Here is a 19,437-nt window from a genome sequence, read left to right as displayed (position 1 = left end):
GTCGCGGTGTGTATAGGGCAAGAGGCGGAATTCGCGCTTTGGCGGGTAGGTGTTTGGCGGGAGAGTTTCAGCGCCTGGTAGGTGTTCGCCGCGAGAGTTTCAGCGCCTGGTAGGTGTTCGCCGCGAGAGTTTCAGCGCCCGGTAGGTGTTCGCCGGGAGAGTTTCAGCGCCCGGTAGGTGTTCGCCGGGAGAGTTTCAGCGCCTGTGAGATCGAGCGCCGCCCGCGCGGCGCTTCGCGGGTAAACCCGCTCCTACGTTTGTTTCGGGCCAATTATTCCTGTGAGATTTGCGCGCGACCGCCTTGGCGCATGTCTCGATATCGCGTCGTACAAACAAGGCGGTCGCGCGCGACTGGTGCAGGAGGGACTGGCCCGAAACAAACGTAGGAGCGGGTTTACCCGCGAAGCGCCGCGCGGGCGGCGCTCGATCTCACAGGCGCTGAAAATCTCCCGGCAAACACCTCGAAATTCCAACGCCGCCCCCTCGAAAATCCAACAACGAAGACCCTGTAAATCCAGAACAAACTCTTACTACTCCTGATCCACCCCCCCAACCCCACCCCCACCCCCAACACCCGCGTTAACCTTCATTTAATCAACCCCAGCCAGCATGGCCCCATTCCCAGATCTGCCAAGGCGAAGACATGCGCGTTCTCCTGCTCTTCCTCACACTCCTACTGGCCGGCCCGTTGCAAGCCAACCCGTTCGATGTGAAACCAGACTTCCTGCCGGTTGACCAAGCCTTCGTGCTCACCCACGACCGCCAGGCCGACGGCCAGATGCGCCTGTACTTCCAGATCAAGCCGGGCTACTACCTGTACCAGAAGCGCCTGAAGTTCGATGGCCTGCCCACCGAGCAACACCCGCAACTGCCACCGGCACTCAACCATCACGACGAGTTCTTCGGCGACAGCGCGGTATACCGCGACCAGCTTGAACTGCTATTGCCTGCCAACGCCCAGGGTCAGTTGCGCCTGGGCTGGCAGGGCTGCGCCGACGCCGGCCTGTGCTACCCGCCGCAGACCACCTCGATCGACTTGGGTGGCAGCGTAACGCCCGCTGCCGAGCAAGCCAGCGACCAGGCCCTGGCCAGCGGCCTTCAGCAAGGCCACCTGGCCTGGAGCCTGCTGGCGTTCTTCGGCCTTGGCCTGCTGCTGGCCTTCACCCCCTGCTCGCTGCCGATGCTGCCGATCCTTGCCGGGCTGGTGCTGGGTAATGGCGCCAGTGCCCGGCGCGGCTGGCTGCTGGCCGGGGTCTATGTGCTGAGCATGGCCCTGGTGTACGCCGGGCTCGGGGTGGTTGCTGCCCTGCTGGGTGCCAGCCTACAAGCCTGGCTGCAGCAACCCTGGCTGCTGGGCAGCCTGGCGGGGCTGTTCGTGCTGCTGGCACTGCCGATGTTCGGCGCCTTCGAACTGCAACTGCCTGCCGCCCTGCGCGACCGCCTGGACCGCGCCGGGCAAGGTACCCGTGGCGGCAACCTGTATGGCGCGGCATTGCTCGGGGCGTTGTCCGGCCTGTTGCTCGGCCCGTGCATGACTGCGCCGTTGGCCGGTGCGCTGCTGTACATCGCGCAGAGCGGCGACGTGCTGCAAGGCGCGCTGGTGCTGTTCAGCCTCGGCCTGGGCATGGGCGTGCCGCTGCTGTTGCTGGTAACCCTGGGCAACCGTTATCTGCCGCGCCCGGGTGCGTGGATGAACCGGGTCAAGGGTGTGTTCGGTTTCGTGTTCCTGGCCATGGCGCTGTACACCGTGCGCAGCCTGCTGCCTGCGACCTTGCTGCTGGCACTGAGCGGCGCCTGGCTGATCGCCCTGGCCTGGGCTGCCTGGCCGGCCCTGCAGCGGCTGCCGGCATTGCGTGCAGTGCCGTTGCTCGGCGCGCTGTGGGGCGGCCTGTTGCTGGTCGGTGCGGCAGCAGGCGGCGACGACCTCTGGCAGCCACTAAGCCCGTTCGCCGGTGGCGTCGCCGCGACAGCCCCAAGCCAACACGCCGAAGACCGCTTCGTCACCGTCAGCCGCCCCGAAGACCTGCAACGTGAGCTGGATGCGGCCAAAGCCCGCGGCCAGTGGGTGATGCTCGACTACTATGCCGACTGGTGCGTGTCGTGCAAAGTCATGGAAAAACAGGTGTTCGCCCGCAGCGACGTGCAGACCGGCCTGGCCGGCGTGCACCTGCTGCGCCTGGACGTGACCGCCGACAGCCCGGCCAGCAAAGCCCTGCTGCAGCGCTACCAGGTACCCGGCCCGCCCAGCATCATCTGGATCGGCCCGGAAGGTGAAGAACGCCGCGCGCGGCGCATCACCGGTGAGGTGGACGCAGCAGCGTTCCAGCAACACTGGGGCCAGACCAGGAGCCAAGGCTGATGCTGACCGTAACACTCGGGCCACTGACCATGGCCCTCAACCATCTGCTGATGCTCACCGCCCTGGTGATCGCCAGCGTGGTCGGCTGGTGGGTCGCCCGACGTGGCGGCGAGAGCCCGGAATCGGCGCTGTTCAACCTGTTCCTGATCGGCCTGCTGTGTGCCCGCGCCGGCTTCGTGCTGGCCTACTGGCCGATGTATCAGGACGACCCGCTGCAAATCATCGACATCCGTGACGGCGGCTTCCTGTTCTGGTCGGGCCTTGCCGGCATCGTGCTCGGAGCCCTGTGGCAGGGCTGGCGCCACCCCGGCCTGCGCCGCCCGCTAGGCTGGGCTCTGTTCAGCGGCGCGCTGTTCTGGGGCCTGGCCAGCCTCGGCGGCCACCTGTACAGCAAAGGCACCGAGCTGCCCGAACTGAGCCTGCGCAGCGCCGGCGGCCAGGCCGTGGCATTGCACAGCTACCGCGGCAAGCCGCTGGTCATCAACATCTGGGCCACCTGGTGCCCGCCGTGTCGGCGTGAGATGCCAGTGCTGCAACAGGCACAAAGCGATTACCCGCACGTGACCTTCCTGTTCGTCAACCAGGGCGAGACCCCGGAAAACGTCAGCACCTTCCTCGCCACCACCGGCCTGAGCCTGACCCACGTGCTGTTCGACGGCACCGGCCTGCTGGCCCAGCGCGTCGGTTCCATGGCCTTGCCCACCACCCTGTTCTACGACGCCAACGGGCGGCTGGTTGGCAGCCACCTGGGCGAGCTGTCCCGGGCCAGCCTGCGCCACGCCCTGGAACCTTTCGACCGGGCCATTGCGCCCGCCCCTGCCGCACAAGGAAACTGACATGCGATTGACTGCACTGCTGCCCCTGTCCCTGGCCCTGCTGGCCGCCCCTGCCCTGCAGGCCGAAGAACTGCCCAAGGCGGTTCAGCAACTGCAAGCCAAAGGGGCCGTGATCAAGGGCAGCTTCGATGCGCCCAACGGCCTGCGCGGTTATGCCGCCGAGTACCAGAACAACGCCCTGGCCCTGTACCTGACCCCCGACGGCAAGCACGTGCTGGTCGGCAGCCTGTTCGACGAGCAGGGCAAGGACCTGAGCGCCGAGCCGCTGCAAAAGCTGGTATACGCGCCGATGAGCAAGGAAATCTGGGCGAAAATGGAAAAGACCGCGTGGATCGCCGATGGCAAGGCCGACGCGCCGCGCAAGGTGTACCTGTTCAGCGACCCGAACTGCCCCTACTGCAACATGTTCTGGGAACAGGCGCGGCCATGGGTGGAGTCGGGCAAGGTGCAGTTACGCCATATCATGGTCGGCATCATCCGCGAAGACAGCCCGGGCAAATCGGCGGCACTGCTGGCAGCGAAAGACCCGGTCAAGGCACTGCAACAGCATGAAAAGGCCGGCAAGGCCAGTACCCTGAAGGCGCTGGAACAGGTGCCAGAGGCTGTGCAACAGAAGCTGGCGGCGAACATGGCGTTGATGGAAGAGATGGGGTTGCAGGCGACCCCGGCCATTTTCTACCAGGATGAGCAAGGCAACCTGCAAAGCCAGCAAGGGGCACCACGGCCGGAGATGCTTGGGAAGATTCTGGGCAAGCGCTAGTGCATGTGGTGGGGCACAGATCGAGCGCCGCGAAGCAGGTGACGCGGGGCATGGCACCGGCTACGCCGGTGTTCGCGGGTGAACCCGCTCCTACGGGGCTCGCGCTAACGGCTGGGTTTTGCGCCAGGCTCGTGATCGCAAGGCCTGCGCGGTCGGGCGTAGGAGCGGGTTTACCCGCGAAAGGGCCGGACCTGCTGGCCAATTTCCACCAGCCGTTCACCGTTGCCGCCGCCACTGTATTCGCGGGTAAACCCGCTCCTACGCTGATCGGGGGTGGAGACACATTGGTGATTGGACGCAGGCCGTTCTTTCGCAAGCAGTAAATCTCCCGGCCCGGCAAATCTACCCCGCGCAGATTTCAATCTGCCACTCAACAAATCTAGCAACAATTATTCGGCACCCCCTGTCGTTAAACATCGTCTGCTTGCTTCCCTTACTCAAATCCCACACACACGCACAACAAAGAACACTCGGGCGCTCACAACAGAGCGTTCGAGCATCAAAAACAGAAACTTCTTACACAATTAGAAGAAAAAATAAGCCCCAAAAAACATTATCAGGTTTAAGTAAGACCCTTCTGAAGAATTTTCCCACAAAAATAGCTTTAAACCGAACACTCCAATATCACGTCCAACCACGCCATCCCCACCGAAAGATTGACTTGAAACAGCCGAACGCCTAAACCTCCATACCCATACATTTCAGACCACGCCAAAAACCAGGAGACACTCATGAAAAATCAATATGGCATTAGCCTCATGGCATTGGCTTCGACACTCACTGCGAAATCAAATAACACGCAACCATGACACCAAAATGGTCTACTCATGAATCCAAACCACTGTATCCGTAGCGCAAAAAAAATCACGACAATCACAAAAATCTTGACCACTGAGCACTTGAGGGAGCCCACATCGCTTCTTTGGTCAGCGCTGGCCCCTTGCATACTCTTCGTCATCACCCAGCCAACGTATGCAGCCTCGACCTATACCGCTTCAGCCGCCTGGTTCTACTCATACATCTCTGCCACCCTCGCGTTCTTTGGATTCAGTTTCTACCTCATCGGCAGGAGGGAAAGTGGCTTCACGCGGTCCTTCATCTACCAACACAGCGCAATCAAGCTATTCCTGACTGCCCACACACTCAGTTATTTTTTATTGAGCTCGCTTTACGCCACACTATTCTACCTCTTGACCAAACCCTTACGAGGTCACTACTCACTTCCTGAATACCTCTATCTGATGGCATGCTTTTACACCAGCTACCTCATGTTCACCTGTATCGGCCTGGGGATCGCTGCGCTGCCGATAAAATTCAGCACAGCCAGCACACTTTTCTCACTCATGTCATTTCTCATGCTGGTCTCCGGATACACCGGTGCCACGCTGGGGCACGATGCTTCGCATACGCTAACGCTGATCAACCCGCTCTTTCTAAGCGCGCAGATCTTCCATGGCGAAATGCCCCTTCTCAACAGTTTCCTGATTGCACTTTCGGCCTCTGCAGCCTCGACATACCTGACCGGAAGGTATTTCAGAATCCAACCCATATGGAGCCGATACTGATGGACATTTTAACTATAAACAACCTTCACTTCGGATACAGCGGAAACCCGCTGCTGAACGACATTGAACTCACTATAAAAGCGGGGGGACTGGTCGGCATTCTGGGCAACAACGGGGCCGGAAAGACAACCCTTTTCGACCTCATCTGCAAAATAAAAAAACCGGCAAAAGGTGCCATTTCCAATTTATCCAGGCGTCAGGCCTATTTGACCCAAATCCTTACACCGCCCCCATTACTGCGTATGAACGAAGCGGGCAAGCTTATCACCAGCCTAACCCCCAACGCTTCCCCAGATCACACAGAGATTCTCTCGAAACTAGCCAAATGGTCCCCATCACTGTCCAAGCGATATGCGGAAATCGCCAAGAAAAAGGCCGCCAATTGCAGCTACGGTGAAATTCGCAGCTACTTCACGCTGACCTTGCTGCTTTTAAACAGTGACTTGATCATTCTTGACGAGCCAACGGCTGGCGTAGACCCTGAATTTCGACATTATATATGGCTCGGTATAAAAAGCGCGTGCGCGGAAGGTGCGAGCGTGCTGATATCTTCTCATTACACAGAGGAAATCACGAAAAACTGCCAGCGCTTTTATATGCTCGCAAACAAACGACTGGAAGCATTTGACAGTGGTGGACAGTTCATGGAACGCCACCGTGCCAAATCGCTGGATGAAGCCTTTATCAATGCTTCGGTCTAAGTACCGTGGCCATCGAGAGGGGGCGCCAAGCGCCCCTGCCCATCACAACCCCTCCAGTTCCGCCATCAGGTCACTGAGCCGGTCGACCTTGTCATCATCCAGCGCACTGCCCTGCAGCCCCTGAACATACTCGGCCAACGCCTCCACCGTGCTGCACTCGAACATCGCCCGCAGCGGCACGTTCAGCTGTAGCTGCTTCTGCACCCGCGAAGCGATCTGCGTGGCCAGCAGCGAATGCCCGCCCAGCTCGAAGAAGTTGTCGTGCACCCCCACCCGCTCGGCTTTGAGCACATCGGCCCAGATGCCCGCCAACAGGTCCTCCAGGTCGTTACGTGGCGCCTGATAGGCCTGGCTATGCTGCACGCCGATGTCGATGGCTGGCAGGGCCTTGCGGTCGAGCTTGCCGTTGGCGTTGTGCGGCAAGCTGTCGAACCAGCCCCAGTGCAAGGGCACCATGTACTCCGGCAACTCGGCACGCAGTCGTTGCTTGACCTGCTCCAGCAACGCGGCATCGGCACTGACGCCTTGGTGCGCCACCAGGTAGCCAACCAGATGCTTGCCGTTCACACCCTCCTGCACCGCCACGGCAGCATCGCGAATTTCCGCCTGCTCATGCAGCCGGGCCTCGATTTCGCCCAGTTCGATGCGATAGCCGCGAATCTTCACCTGGTGGTCGATGCGACCGACATATTCCAGCACGCCGTCCGGGCGTTGCCGCGCCAGGTCACCGGTACGGTACAGGCGTTCGCCCGGCGCCCCGTAAGGGTGAGGGATGAACGCCAGCGCCGTGCGCACCGGGTCACCGACGTAGCCACGGCCTACACCCGTACCCGCCACGCACAGCTCGCCCACCGCACCCAGCGGCACCAGCGCCTGGTCCTCACCGAACAGGTACAGCCGGTTGTTATCGGTTGGCGTGCCGATTGGCAGGTAGCTGCCTTGGGTCGAGGCGGCATCGACGCGGAAGAACGCCACGTCATCCGAGCACTCCGCCGGGCCATAGGCATTGACCAGGCCGATCTGCGGGTAGCGCTGCAGCCACTGCGCCGCCAGCTCCGGTGGCATGGCCTCGCCGGTCGGCAGCATCCAGCGCAGGCCGTCGAGGGCCTGGTGGTCGCTGGCCAGCATGCCCTGGATCAGGGACGGCACGCTCTCCAGCACGGTGATGCCGGTGGCCTGCACGTGCGCCAGCAGGCCTTGCGGGTCGTGGGCGATGGCGTTAGGCACGATCTCAACCTTGGCGCCGAACAGCGGCGCAGCCAGGAACTGCCAGACCGAGATGTCGAAGCTTTGCGAGGCGGTCTGGGCAATCACGTCCTGCTCGCTCAGCGCCAGGTAAGGCACCTTGCTCAGCTGGTTGTTGAGCATGCCGCGCTGCTCGACCATCACCCCTTTCGGCAGACCGGTCGAGCCTGAGGTGTAGATCACGTAGGCGAGGTTGTCCGGGCCACTGTGGATACCCGGGTTGTGGCTTGCGATCGGGTTGGCCTGGACGTCTTCCCAGACCAGCAGTCGCGGCCGCAGTGCAGTCTCCAGCTCACCGAGCAACTGCCGCCCCTGCTCGGCGCAGGCCGCGCTGCACACCAACACTGGCGTGCGGCTGAGCTGGATGATGCTTTGCAGGCGCGCCGCCGGCAGGCCCGGGTCCAGCGGCAGGTAGCCGGCGCCGGCCTTGAAGCTGCCGACAATCATGCCCAGCAGCGGCAACCCACGCTCGGCAAGCAGTGCCACTGGCTGGTCCACGCAGACGCCGGCAGCCACCAGCGCATGGCCCAGGCGGTTGGCCGCCAGGTTCAGCCCGGCGTAATCATAGGATGCCTCCAGGCAGCGGGCCACGGTACGCTGTGGATGCGCCACGACCTGCGCTTCGAACTGCGCGATGTAGCTCTGTTCCAGCGGATAAACCCGCTCGGTCCGGTTGCAGTCCTCCAGCAGGAAGCCTTGCTCCTGGGCGCTCAGCAGCGCTAGCTCGCTCACCTCCCCTTCAAAACCTTGTACCAGCGCCAGCAGCAGGCGCTTGAACTCGGCCAGCAGGCGCTCGACGGTCGGGTAATCGAAGTAACGCTGGTCAAACGACAGGTGCAGGCCCAGGTCATCACCCGGGTAACACACCGCCGTCAGCGGGAAGTTGGTGTGGGTACGGCCCGAGTCGGAGCTGGCGTTCAGGTGCTGGGCGTGATCGAGCACGGCGGTTTCAACCGGCGCATTCTCGAACACGAACAGGCTGTCGAACAGCGGCTGGCCCTTGGGCAGCTCGCTGCACGCCTGGATCGCCACCAGCGGCAGGTATTCGTACTCGCGCAGCTCCATGTTGCTTTGCAGCAGGCCTTGCAGCCACTGGCGCACACTGCAGCGCTCACCCGCCGCGGGCAACTGCACGCGCAGGGCCACGCTGTTGATGAACAGGCCGACGGTGCGCTGCATCTGCGGCATGCTCACCGGGCGCCCGGCCACGGTTACGCCAAAGGCCACGTCGCGGTCGCCGCTGTAGCGCGACAGCACCAGGGCCCAGGCCGCCTGGGCGAAAGTGTTGACGGTGAGCTGATGGGCCTGGGCCAGTTCGCGCAGACGCACGCCATCATTCACCTCAAGGCGGGTATAACAATCGCCGACGACCATGCCGCTACCGGCGTGGTCATGGCGCAGCGGGCGGTCGCTCGGGATGGCTGTGGCACGTTCGAAGCCGGCCAGGTTGGCCTGCCACCAGGCGCGTGCGTCGTCCAGACCCTGGCGTTGCAGCCAACCGATGTAATCGCGGTAACGCGGTGGCACCGGCAGTTGGGCCTGACGGCCTTCGCCAAGGGCCTGGTAGACCTCGAAGAAATCGTTCATCAACAGCGAGCGGCACCAGGCATCGATAAGGATGTGGTGGTTGCTCATCATGAACCAGTAGCGTTCATCGGCCACGCGCACCAGGCGCAGGTGGAACGGTGCCTCGCTGAGCAAGGCAAAGCCGGCCTCGCGCTCCTGCTTGTGCAGGGCCTGCAGGCGCTGCTCCTGGGCATCGTCGGCCAGGCCGCGCCAGTCCTGGTAGTCCACCGCCAGGTTGCCCGGCTTGTGGATGATTTGCAGCATCGCCTCGCCGCTGTTCCAGCTGAACGAGGCGCGCAACGCTTCGTGGCGCGCCACCACGGCCTGCCAGGCCTGGGCGAAACGCTCGGGGTCGAGGGCGCTGTTGATGCGGTAGCGGTCCTGCATGTAGTACAGGCCAGTGCCCGGCTCCAGCAGGGTGTGCAGCAGCATGCCTTCCTGCATCGGCGTCAGCGGGTAAACGTCCTCGATCTGCGCGGCCGGGACCGGCAATGCGTCGATCTGCTCCTGAGTCAGGTGCGCCAGCGGGAAGTCCGATGGGGTGAAGCTGCCATTGCCATCGGCCAGGCAATGCGCGACCAGCGCCAGCAGCTCCTGACGATAGCCCTCAGCCAGACGCGCGATGGTCTGCTGGTCGTAGCGCTCGGCGCTGAAGGTCCAGCGCAGTTGCAGAGCACCGCCATACACCTGGCCATCGACGCTCAACCAGTTGGGCAACGGCGCATCGAGATCATGCGCCAACCCGGCCGGGGCTTCCAGGGGCTGGAACAAGGCCGCACTGTCGAACTGCTGGTCGAACTGGCCCAGGTAGTTGAAGGTGATGCGCGCCTGCGGCAAAGCCGCCATCTGCTCGCGCCCGGCGGCATCCGCCAGGTAGCGCAGTACGCCGTAGCCCAGGCCCTTGTGCGGTACATGGCGCAGTTGTTCCTTGATGCGCTTGATCGAACCGGCCCGCGCCGCGTCGTCTTCACCTGGCAGCGGACGCAGGCTCAGTGGGTAGGCATTGGTAAACCAGCCGACGCTGCGGGTCAGGTCCATGTCTTCGAACAACCCGTCACGGCCATGGCCTTCGAGCTGCACCAGCACTTCTTCATCGCCACTCCAGCGGCACAAGGCCCGTGCCAGTGCAGTCAACAGCAGGTCGTTGACCTGGGTGTGGTAAGCCGCCGGGGCCAGTTGCAACAGCTGCCGGGTTTGCTCCACGTCCAGGCCGATGGCCAGGGTTTGAGCGTGGCGATGCAAATTGCCGCCCTGCGGATGGTCGCACGGCAATTCGCGACGCACACCGCCCAGCTGGCCTTGCCACCAGGCCAGTTCGTCACGCAGCGAATCGCTGCCGGCGTAGCTGGCCAGGCGCGCCGCCCAGTCGCCGACGGCGTGGGTCTTGGCCGGCAGAGGCTGGCCACGGTACAGCGCCTGCAGGTCTTCCAGCAGCACCCGCCAGGACACGCCATCAACCACCAGGTGATGAATCGCCAGCAGCAACCGCTGGGTGCCCTGCCCGTCACGCACCAGCAAGGCGCGCAGCAGCGGCCCCTGTTGCAGGTCCAGGCTGCGCTGCACGTCAGTGTAGAGGGCCTGACAATCATTGAAATCGGCGACAGTGGCGCTCCACAGCAGTTGCTCGGCGCCAGGCTGCGCGTACTGTGCCTGCCAGCGGCCCTGGGCGTCGCTGAAGCGCAGGCGCAGGCTGTCATGGTGCTGCACCAGCGCAGCCAATGCCTGTTCAAGGGTGGCCTCAACCAAGGGTTGGCGCACCTCCAGCAGCACAGCCTGGTTCCAGTGTTGCGGCTGTGGCAGGTCACTGTCGAAGAACCAGTGCTGGATCGGCGTCAGCCCGGCCTGGCCCTGGCGCAGGCCTTGCTCGACGGTGCTCGCGGCTTCGCTGAGCTGAACCACAGTTGCCAGGGTCTGGATGGTCTGATGCTGGAACAGGTCGCGTGGGGTGAATTGCAAGCCGGCCTGCCGGGCGCGGCTGACCACCTGAATCGACAGGATCGAGTCGCCCCCCAGCTCGAAGAAGTTGTCCTGCACGCCGACCCGGGCAACGTTGAGCACATCGCGCCAGATCTGCGCCAACTGTGCTTCCACCTCATTGCCAGGGGACTGGTATTGCTGGCGCGCCTGCTCAAGGTCCGGCAGCGGCAGCGCACGGCGGTCGAGCTTGCCGTTGCCCATCAGCGGCAGGCTATCGAGCAGCACCAGGTGCGCAGGCACCATGTAGTCGGGCAGGTGCTGGCGGGCATCGGCTTTCACCGCTTCGCGCAGCAGTTGTTGCACGTCGTTACCGGCGGTGGCCTGCCTGCACACCAGATAGCCCACCAGTTGCTTGCCGCCCGGCAAGTCCAGCGCCAGCACGACGGCCTCGTCGACAGCCTCGTGCGCTTGCAGGCGGCTCTCGATTTCGCCCAGTTCGATGCGGAAGCCGCGGATCTTCACCTGCTGGTCGGCACGGCCGACATACTCCACCAGGCCATCGGTACCCAGACGTACCAGGTCGCCGGTACGGTACAGGCGCCCGCCTTCGGCACTGAACGGGTCGGCGACAAAGCGCTCGGCAGTGAGGCCTGGCCGGTCGTGGTAACCCTGGGCCAGGCCGGCACCGCCGACGTACAGTTCGCCAATACCGCCTTGCGGCAACAAGGCCAGATCCTCGTCGAGGATGTAGGCCGTACGGCTACCGATGACGCGGCCGATCGGTACGCTGCCAAGGTCTGCTGGCAAGGCCTCTGGGGCCAGGCACGCCAGCGGCATGACCACGGTTTCGGTCGGGCCGTAGGCATTGAAGCACTGCTGCGGCGCAAAGGCCTGGCGAATACGTTGCAGGTGCTCGCCGGTCAGCGCCTCGCCCCCGGTAATCACCAGGCGTACCGGCAATTGTTCGCCCCGCCCGCCCAGGTACTGCGCCAACTGGCTGCCGTAGCTGGGGGTAAAGCCCAGAATGCTCACCTGCTGCTCGCGCACCAACTGGCAGATGTCCTCGGCGCCCCACTGCCCCTGGGCGCGCAACACCACGCGCGCGCCACACAACAGCGGCACCCATAGGCGCTCGCTGGCAGCGTCGAAGTTGATGGAATAGAAGTGCAGCTCGCAGTCATCGCTGCGCATGCCGAATGCAGCGATCACCGCCTGGCAGTGCATGGCGAACTCGCCATGGCTGACCACCACGCCCTTGGGTTTGCCGGTAGAGCCTGAGGTGTAGATCAGGTAAGCCTGGTGCTGCGGCAGGCTGAGGTTGTCCAGCGGCGCATCGCTGTAGGCCGCCAGGCTGGCGGCATCGTCTTCCAGGCTCCAGCTGGCCACGCCTTCAGGCAGCTCGCCCAGGGTGCGCAGCAGCGCACGCTGGCTGAGCAGCAAGCCGATGCGGCTGTCTTCGATCATGTAGCGCAGGCGGTCGAGCGGGTACTCGGGGTCGAGCGGTACATAGGCGCCGCCGGCCTTGAGGATGGCCAGCAGGCCGACGACCATTTCCAGCGAGCGCTCCAGCGCCAGGCCCACCCGCACCTGCGGGCCGACACCTCGTTCGCGCAGGGCACGCGCCAGGCGGTTGGCCTGCTGGTCGAGCTCGGCGTAGGTCAAGTGCTGGCCGGCGAAGGTCAGCGCGCCAGCCTGTGGCGTGCGCGCGGCCTGGGCGGCGAACAGACCGTGGAGGGTCTGGCCAAGGACGAAATCGTGTTCGCCCTGCAATTGGCCTGTAAGCACTTGTTGCTCGGCACTGCTCAGCATCGGCAGTTCGCACAGGCGGTGTTGCGGGTTGTCGAGCAAACCGACCAGCAGTTGTTGCCAATGCTCGGCCATGCGCGCGATACGCGGCGCGTCGAACAGGTCGCGGCTGTAGGTCAGGCAGCAGCCCAGCCGGCCGTCCAGGTCGGTCACCTCCAGGTACAGGTCGAACTTGGTGGCGCTGGCATCGTTGACCAGATAGTCCACCTGCATGCCGGCCAGCGTGCGGCTTTGCTGGAAGGCCCAGCGCTGCACGTTGCACATCACCTGGAACAGCGGGTTGTAGGCACTGCTGCGTGGGGGCTGCAGGGCCTCTACCAGTTGGTCGAATGGCAGGTCCTGGTGCGATTGGCCTTCGATGGCAGCCTGGCGAATCTGCTCCAGCAGCGCGCTGGCGGTCATCTGGCCGTCCAGCTCGCAGCGCAGCACCTGGGTGTTGAGGAAAGCGCCGATCAGGCCTTCGCTTTCCGGGCGGATGCGATTGGCCACCGGCGCGCCGATACGCAGGTCGCGCTGGCCACTGTAACGGTGCAGCAAGGCGGCCAGGGTGGCGGTCATGGTCATGAACAGGGTCAGGCCGCGCTGGCTATTGAAAGCATGCACGCGGGCCACCAGTGCCGGATCGAGTTCGAAGCGGTACAGCGCGCCACGGTGGCTCTGGACTGCCGGACGCGGGCGGTCGGCAGGCAACGCCAGCACCGGGTGCTCGTCGCCCAGGCGGTGCTTCCAGTAGGCCAGTTGACGAGCGCCCTCGCCGCTTTCCAGCCATTGCCGTTGCCACACGCTGTAGTCCAGGTACTGCACCGGCAGCGGCGCCAGTGGCGATTCGCGGTCATCGACAAAGGCTTCGTACAGCTCGCCCAGCTCGCGGGCGAAGATGTCCATGGCCCAGCCTTCGGTGACGATGTGGTGCAGCGTCAGCACGAAGAAGTGCTCGCGCTCGTTTGCCTTGACCAGGCAGGCGCGCAGCAGCGGCCCCCGCTCCAGGTCGAAGGGCTGGTGCGCCTGGTCGTCGGCCAGTTGTTGCAAACGTTGCTGGCAGGCATCGTCTGACAAAGCGCTGAAGTCTTGCCAGTCCAGATGCAGGCCGCTGTCTTCGGCCACGCACTGGTACGGCACGCCGTCGATGCTGGGGAACGTGGTGCGCAAGGTTTCGTGGCGCACGATCAGCGCCTGCAGCGCACGCTCGAAGGCGTCCACATGCAGGGTGCCGCGCAGGCGTGCCATGCCGCCGACGTTGTACGCCGGGCTGTCCGGCTCCATCTGCCAGAGGAACCACATTCGCTGCTGCGAGTACGACAGCGGCACCGCCTGACGGCGGTCGACACGGGCGATTGCACCTTGCAGATTGCGCTCGCCGGCCGCGCGCAGGCGGGCGATCTCGGCACAGAAGGCGCCCAGCTCGCTGGTTTCGAACAGGGCCTTGAGCGGCAGCTCGACATCGCAGGCCTGACGGGTGCGCGAAACGATCTGAGTCGCCAGCAACGAGTGGCCACCGAGGGCGAAGAAGTCGTCCTGCAGGCCAATGCGCGGCAGATTCAACACGTCGCGCCAGATGGCTGCGACCTGTTGTTGCAGCTCGGTTCGTGGCTCGACATGCTCACGCTGCTGCCACACTGGGGCAGGCAGTGCCTTGCGGTCGACCTTGCCGCTGGGGCCCAGTGGCATCTGTGCCAAAGGGATGAGTTGCGCCGGCACCATGTAGGCTGGCAATTGCTCAGCCAGCACGGCCAGCACCTCGGCAGGCTGAGCGCTGCCACTGTAATAGCCGACCAGTTGCGCGCCAACGACGTCCTTGTGTATCAGCACCAGCGCCTGTTCCACACCCGCCTGTGCCAGCAGGCAGGCCTGCACTTCCTCGGGCTCGACGCGGAAACCACGCACCTTTACCTGCTGGTCGAGGCGGCCAAGGTATTCCAGGGCCTCCAGCTGAACCTGCCAGCGCGCGCGATCGCCACTGCGGTACAGACGCTGACCGTTGCCGTCGGCCTGGGGTACGAAGCGCTCGGCAGTGAGGCCGGGGCGGCCCAGGTAACCACGGGCCAGGCCCGCGCCACCGAGGTACAGCTCGCCCGGCACACCGGGGGCGCTCAGTTCCAGCTCATCGTCCAGCACGCGGCACAGCACATTGCCCAGCGGGCGGCCGATGGGCGAGCGCTCGCCGTCCGCCACCTGGCAGTGCCAGTGGGTGACGTTGATGGCGGTTTCGGTCGGGCCGTACCGGTTGTGCAGTTGCACCTGCGGCAGCACCTGCAGCAAGCGGTCACGCAGCGCGGCGGACAACGCTTCACCACCCGAGAACACCCGGCGCAAGCTACTGCAGGCACCTGCCTGCGGCTCCTGGACGAACACCTGCAACAGCGGCGGTACAAAGTGCAACGTAGTCACCCCATAAGCCTGCACCAGGGCAGCGATACGCTGTGGGTCGCGGTGTTCACCGGGGCCGGCGAGCACCAGCTTGCAGCCGGTGACCAACGGCCAGAAGCATTCCCACACCGAGACATCGAAACTGATCGGCGCCTTCTGCATCAGCACGTCGCTGTCATTCAGCGCATAGGTCGTCTGCATCCACTGCAGGCGCTCGGCCAGCGCCGCATGGGTATTGCCTACGCCCTTGGGCTGCCCGGTGGAGCCGGAGGTATAGATAACGTAGGCCAGGTTGTCGCCGTGCAGGTGCAGGCCGGGGGCATGGCTGGGCCAGCTGTCCAGGTGCAACTGGTCGAGGGCAATGGCGCTGACACCGTCGACCTGCGGCAGCTTGCCCAGCAGGCTGCTGTGGCTCAATAGCAAACGGGCGTCGCAGTCGGCCAGCATGTAGGCCAGGCGTTCGGCAGGGTAATCGACATCCAGCGGCACGTAGGCACCGCCAGCCTTGAGAATGGCTAGCAGGCCGACCAGCAATTGCGGTGAGCGCTCGATGGCAATGGCCACACAGGTATCGGGGCCGACGCCTTTGTCACGCAGGTAGTGGGCCAGGCGGTTGGCTTGCTGGTGCAGCCCGGCGTAATCCAGGCTGCCTCCGTCCCAAACCAGGGCGGTGCGTTGCGGCATCAGGCGTGCCTGCTCATTGAGTTGTTCGACCAACAGGTGCTGCGCTGCGGCGGCCGGTGCCTGGCCCCAACCCAGCAGTTGCGCACGGCCGGGCTCATCCAGCAGTTGCACGTCGCCCAGCGCCTGCTGCGGCGCGGCACACACCTGTTCCAGCAGCGCCAGCAGGTGATGGGCCAGACGTTCGACGGTGCTGGCTTCGAACAGCTCCGTGGCGTAGTCGAAGGCCAGGCTCAGGCGGCCCAGATGGTCCTCCTCACTGTGCAACTGCAAGTCGAACTTGGCTTCGCGGCTGTGCCACGCCAGCTCTTCGGCCAACAGCCCCGGCAGACGCCGCAGGGCTGACAGGTCGCGTTGCTGGTGGTTGAACATGACCTGGAACAGGCCCTGCTCGCGCGCATCGGGCAGGGCTTCGACAAGCTGTTCGAAGGGCAGGTCCTGATTAGCCTGGGCTTGCAACGTGGCCTGTCGTACCTGGGTCAGCAACTGGGTAAACGAGTGACGGCCATCGAATTGCGCGCGCAGCACCTGCGAATTGATGAAGAAACCGACCATGCCTTGGGTTTCCAGGCGCGGGCGGTTGGCGTTGGGCACGCCGACGCGGATATCGGCCTGGCCGCTGTAGCGCTGCAGCAGCGCCTGCCAACCTGCCAGCAGGACCATGAACAGGCTGGCCTGCTGCTGGTGGGCAAGGCCCTTGAGCGCTTCGCCAAGCCTGGTCGGCACCTTGAGGTTGAAGCGCGCAGCGCTGTGCTCGCGCTGGCTGGTGCGCGGATGGTCAGTGCACAGGTCGAGCGCCGGCAGCTCACCACCAAGGTGTGCCTTCCAGTACTGCAACTGGCGTTCGGCTTCACCGTCAGCCAGCCATTGCCGCTGCCAGCTGCCGTAGTCGGCGTAACCCAGGGGCAGCGGCGCCAGGTTGGCCTCCAGGCCTTGGCAGCGAGCGGCATACAGCTTGGCGAACTCTTCGAGCAGGATGTTCAGCGACCAGCCGTCGGCAACGATGTGGTGCAGGGTCACCCACAGCTGATGCTCTTCGTCGCCCAGGCGCACCAGGGTTACCCGCAACAGCGGCCCCTGGGTGAGGTCGAACGGCTGGCGGGCCTCGGTTTCACGCTGCGCGGCAACCTGCTCGGGCGAGTGCCCTTCAAGGTCCAGGCGGTGCAGGCTGAATGGCTGCTGCGGCAGGATACGCTGCAGCGCCTGACCGCGCTCTTCACTGAACACGGTACGCAGCGACTCGTGGCGCGCCACCAGCGCCTGGAAGGCGACTTGCAGAGCGTTGATATCCAGCTCGCCATGCAGGTGCAAGCCGGCAGGAATGTTGTAGGCCGCTGATTGCGGTTCCAGCTGCCACAGCAGCCACAAGCGGCTTTGCGCCAGCGACTGAGGCAACGCCTGGGCGCGATCCAGCGTGGTGATGGCCGTTGTGGCTGCAGCGCCATCGGCGATGATCTGTGCCACAGCCTTGCTGTAGTCGGCCAGTACCGGCGCCTCGAACAGGGTACGCAGGCTCAGGTCGATACCCAACTCATCGGCCAGGCGCGCTGTGGCCTGGGTGGCGGCGATGGAGTTACCGCCCAGCAGCAGGAAGTGGTCGTCCGCGGCCACCGCCTCTACCTTGAGGATGTCGCGCCACACAGCGGCGATGCGTGCTTGCAGGTCATCGCCAGCGGTTGCACGGGTACCGGCTTCGCTCACCTCAGGGAAACGGGCATAGCAGTCCAGGCTGCCATCGTCCATGCGCAGGCGGCAGGCAGAGCGCTGCAACTTGCCGCTGGAGGTCTTCGGCAGCGCGCCGGGGTTCAGCAGCAGGACCACGGCCGGGGCCTGTCGGCAGGCGTCGGCAATGACCTGGCGCAGGGTCTTGATCAGGTCCTGGGGCTTGAGTGCCTTTTGCACGTTGCGGCTGATCTCCACCGCGACACCGATGCCCTCCTCGCCTTGGTGCTCGACGGCGAACACCGCCACACGGCCTTTACGCAGCACCTGAACTTCGCGCTCGAGGTTTTTTTCCAGGTCCTGCGGGTACAGGTTCTGTCCGCGCACGATCAGCATGTCTTTCAGGCGCCCGGTAACGAACACCTCGCCCTCACGCATGAAACCCAGGTCGCCGGTACGCAGCCAGGTCTGGCCGTCCATTTCGACGAACGTACGGGCGCTGGCTTCAGGGTTGCGCCAGTAACCCAGCGCGATGCTCGGGCCACCGGCCCAGATTTCGCCGATCTGGTTGTCGCCCAGCACCTGCAAGTGCTGCGGCTCGACAATGCGTACCGCATGCCCGGGCTGCGGGTAGCCACAGCTCATCAGCACGCTGCCTTTGCCTGGCTCGGCGCGGTTGCCAGCGAAGGCTTCGGCGTCCAGCTCCAGTGCAGCGATGCCCTGGCCACGACGGCTGCCGCTGACGAACAGGGTGGCTTCGGCCAGGCCATAACTGGCAAAGAAGCTCTGCGGGTCGAAGCCGCAGGCCTGGAACTTGTCGGCAAAGGTGGCCAGGCTGTCCTGGCGGATCGGCTCGGAGCCGGAATAGGCGACGCGCCAGCGGCTCAGGTCGAGCCCGGCCAGCGAAGCCTCGCTGACCCGCTCGCTGCACAGGCGATAAGCGAAGTCGGGACCACCGCTGATGGTGCCACCGTATTCGCTGATGGCCTGCAACCAGCGCAATGGCCGGGCCAGGAAGTACCCCGGCGACATCAGCACGCAAGGCACGCCACTGAAGATTGGCTGCAGCAGGCCGCCGATCAGGCCCATGTCATGGTACAGCGGTAGCCAGCTGACGATCACGTCGTCGGGGTTGAGGTCGATGCCAAAGCCTTGGCGGATCAGCTGCTCGTTGGCCACCAGGTTGCCATGGCTGACCTGCACCCCCTTGGGCAGCGCGGTGGAGCCGGAGGTGTACTGCAGGAAGGCGATGTCATCGCGTTGGAGCTCGGGCGCGTGCCAGCTCGAGGCCAGCAACGGGTCCAGGCCATCCACGGCAAGCAGCTCGGGCGCGTTATCTGCCGCCAGTGCCTCCAGGCCGTTCAGGTTGTCGTGCAGTGCCGCCACGGTCAGCAGCAGGCGCGGCTCGGCATCGGCGATGATCGACAGCAAACGCGCCTGGTGATGCTGCCGCGCGGACTCCGGCGGGTAAGCCGGCACTGCGATCACGCCCGCATACAGGCAGCCAAAAAACGCCGCCACGTAGTCTGGCCCGCTAGGGAACAGCAACACGGCACGGTCACCGAAGCTGGCGCGCGCCTGCAAGGCAGCGGCGATGGTGCGTGCACGCTGGTCGAGGTCCCGGTAGCTGAGCACGGCCTGCTCGCCGGGGGTGTCGGCGAGAAAGCGCAGGGCAATCCTGTCCGGGGTCTGCGCGGCGCGTTGCGCCAGGGCCTGGACCAGCGAGAGCGGGAGTTCGAAGGCGTCCGTCATGGGGTGTTCCTGCCAGTGTCTGTTAGGGCGTGCCGGCTACGCCGCGAACATGGGCGGGCAGCGAGCGGCGACCGGGGATGTACACAGGGGAACGGATGGATGGGGGCAGAAATTAGCGGGGGTGAGGGTTTTGCGCTGCGTCAAGGTTGGGGGCATACCTTGAGGTATGCCCCCTTAGAACAGAAACACCCAATAATAATTTAGTTTCGCATTTGACAAT

6 protein-coding genes are annotated in these 19,437 nt (G+C 64.4%); 5 read left to right on the top strand and 1 reads right to left on the bottom strand.

What is annotated here, in order from left to right; translation table 11 throughout:
• The first annotated feature begins 643 nt into the window (after positions 1–643).
• The 5 genes from dsbD (at position 644) to REH59_RS08565 (ending at position 6,221) form a co-directional block, all read left to right on the top strand.
• A complete protein-coding gene (gene dsbD / locus REH59_RS08585; RefSeq protein WP_014861739.1) occupies positions 644–2,359 on the top strand; it encodes a protein-disulfide reductase DsbD in 1,716 nt (571 codons plus the stop codon).
• Complete coding sequence (locus tag REH59_RS08580) at positions 2,359–3,195, top strand: TlpA disulfide reductase family protein (RefSeq protein WP_012051703.1); 837 nt, start codon at positions 2,359–2,361, stop codon at positions 3,193–3,195. Before dsbD ends, REH59_RS08580 begins: the two co-directional genes overlap by 1 nt.
• 1 nt (position 3,196) lies before the next feature.
• A complete protein-coding gene (gene dsbG / locus REH59_RS08575) occupies positions 3,197–3,955 on the top strand; it encodes a thiol:disulfide interchange protein DsbG (RefSeq protein WP_014861740.1) in 759 nt (252 codons plus the stop codon).
• Between the two features lie 827 nt (positions 3,956–4,782).
• Positions 4,783–5,520 (top strand): hypothetical protein, encoded by a 738-nt coding sequence (locus tag REH59_RS08570; RefSeq protein WP_014755853.1) that lies wholly within the window; start codon positions 4,783–4,785, stop codon positions 5,518–5,520.
• Positions 5,520–6,221, top strand: a complete 702-nt coding sequence (locus tag REH59_RS08565) for an ATP-binding cassette domain-containing protein (protein ID WP_014859401.1) — start codon at positions 5,520–5,522, stop codon at positions 6,219–6,221. Before REH59_RS08570 ends, REH59_RS08565 begins: the two co-directional genes overlap by 1 nt.
• 42 nt (positions 6,222–6,263) lie before the next feature.
• Here the strand turns inward: REH59_RS08565 and REH59_RS08560 are convergent, their stop codons facing one another.
• A complete protein-coding gene (locus REH59_RS08560; RefSeq protein WP_265536621.1) occupies positions 6,264–19,217 on the bottom strand; it encodes a non-ribosomal peptide synthetase in 12,954 nt (4,317 codons plus the stop codon).
• Between the last annotated feature and the right edge of the window lie 220 nt (positions 19,218–19,437).

This window comes from Pseudomonas sp. BO3-4 (genome assembly GCF_034044115.1).
Lineage (GTDB): Bacteria > Pseudomonadota > Gammaproteobacteria > Pseudomonadales > Pseudomonadaceae > Aquipseudomonas > Aquipseudomonas alloputida.
Note: the sequence above shows the minus strand (reverse complement) of the source record. Positions and strands in the feature narration are given on the sequence as shown.

What these genes read in the sequence shown, in the direction of transcription:
- dsbD (WP_014861739.1), top strand. Translation starts at nt 644, where the DNA reads ATGCGCGTTCTCCTGCTCTTCCTCACACTCCTACTGGCCGGCCCGTTG.
- REH59_RS08580 (WP_012051703.1), top strand. Translation starts at nt 2,359, where the DNA reads ATGCTGACCGTAACACTCGGGCCACTGACCATGGCCCTCAACCATCTG.
- dsbG (WP_014861740.1), top strand. Translation starts at nt 3,197, where the DNA reads ATGCGATTGACTGCACTGCTGCCCCTGTCCCTGGCCCTGCTGGCCGCC.
- REH59_RS08570 (WP_014755853.1), top strand. Translation starts at nt 4,783, where the DNA reads ATGAATCCAAACCACTGTATCCGTAGCGCAAAAAAAATCACGACAATC.
- REH59_RS08565 (WP_014859401.1), top strand. Translation starts at nt 5,520, where the DNA reads ATGGACATTTTAACTATAAACAACCTTCACTTCGGATACAGCGGAAAC.
- REH59_RS08560 (WP_265536621.1), bottom strand. Translation starts at nt 19,217, where the DNA reads ATGACGGACGCCTTCGAACTCCCGCTCTCGCTGGTCCAGGCCCTGGCG.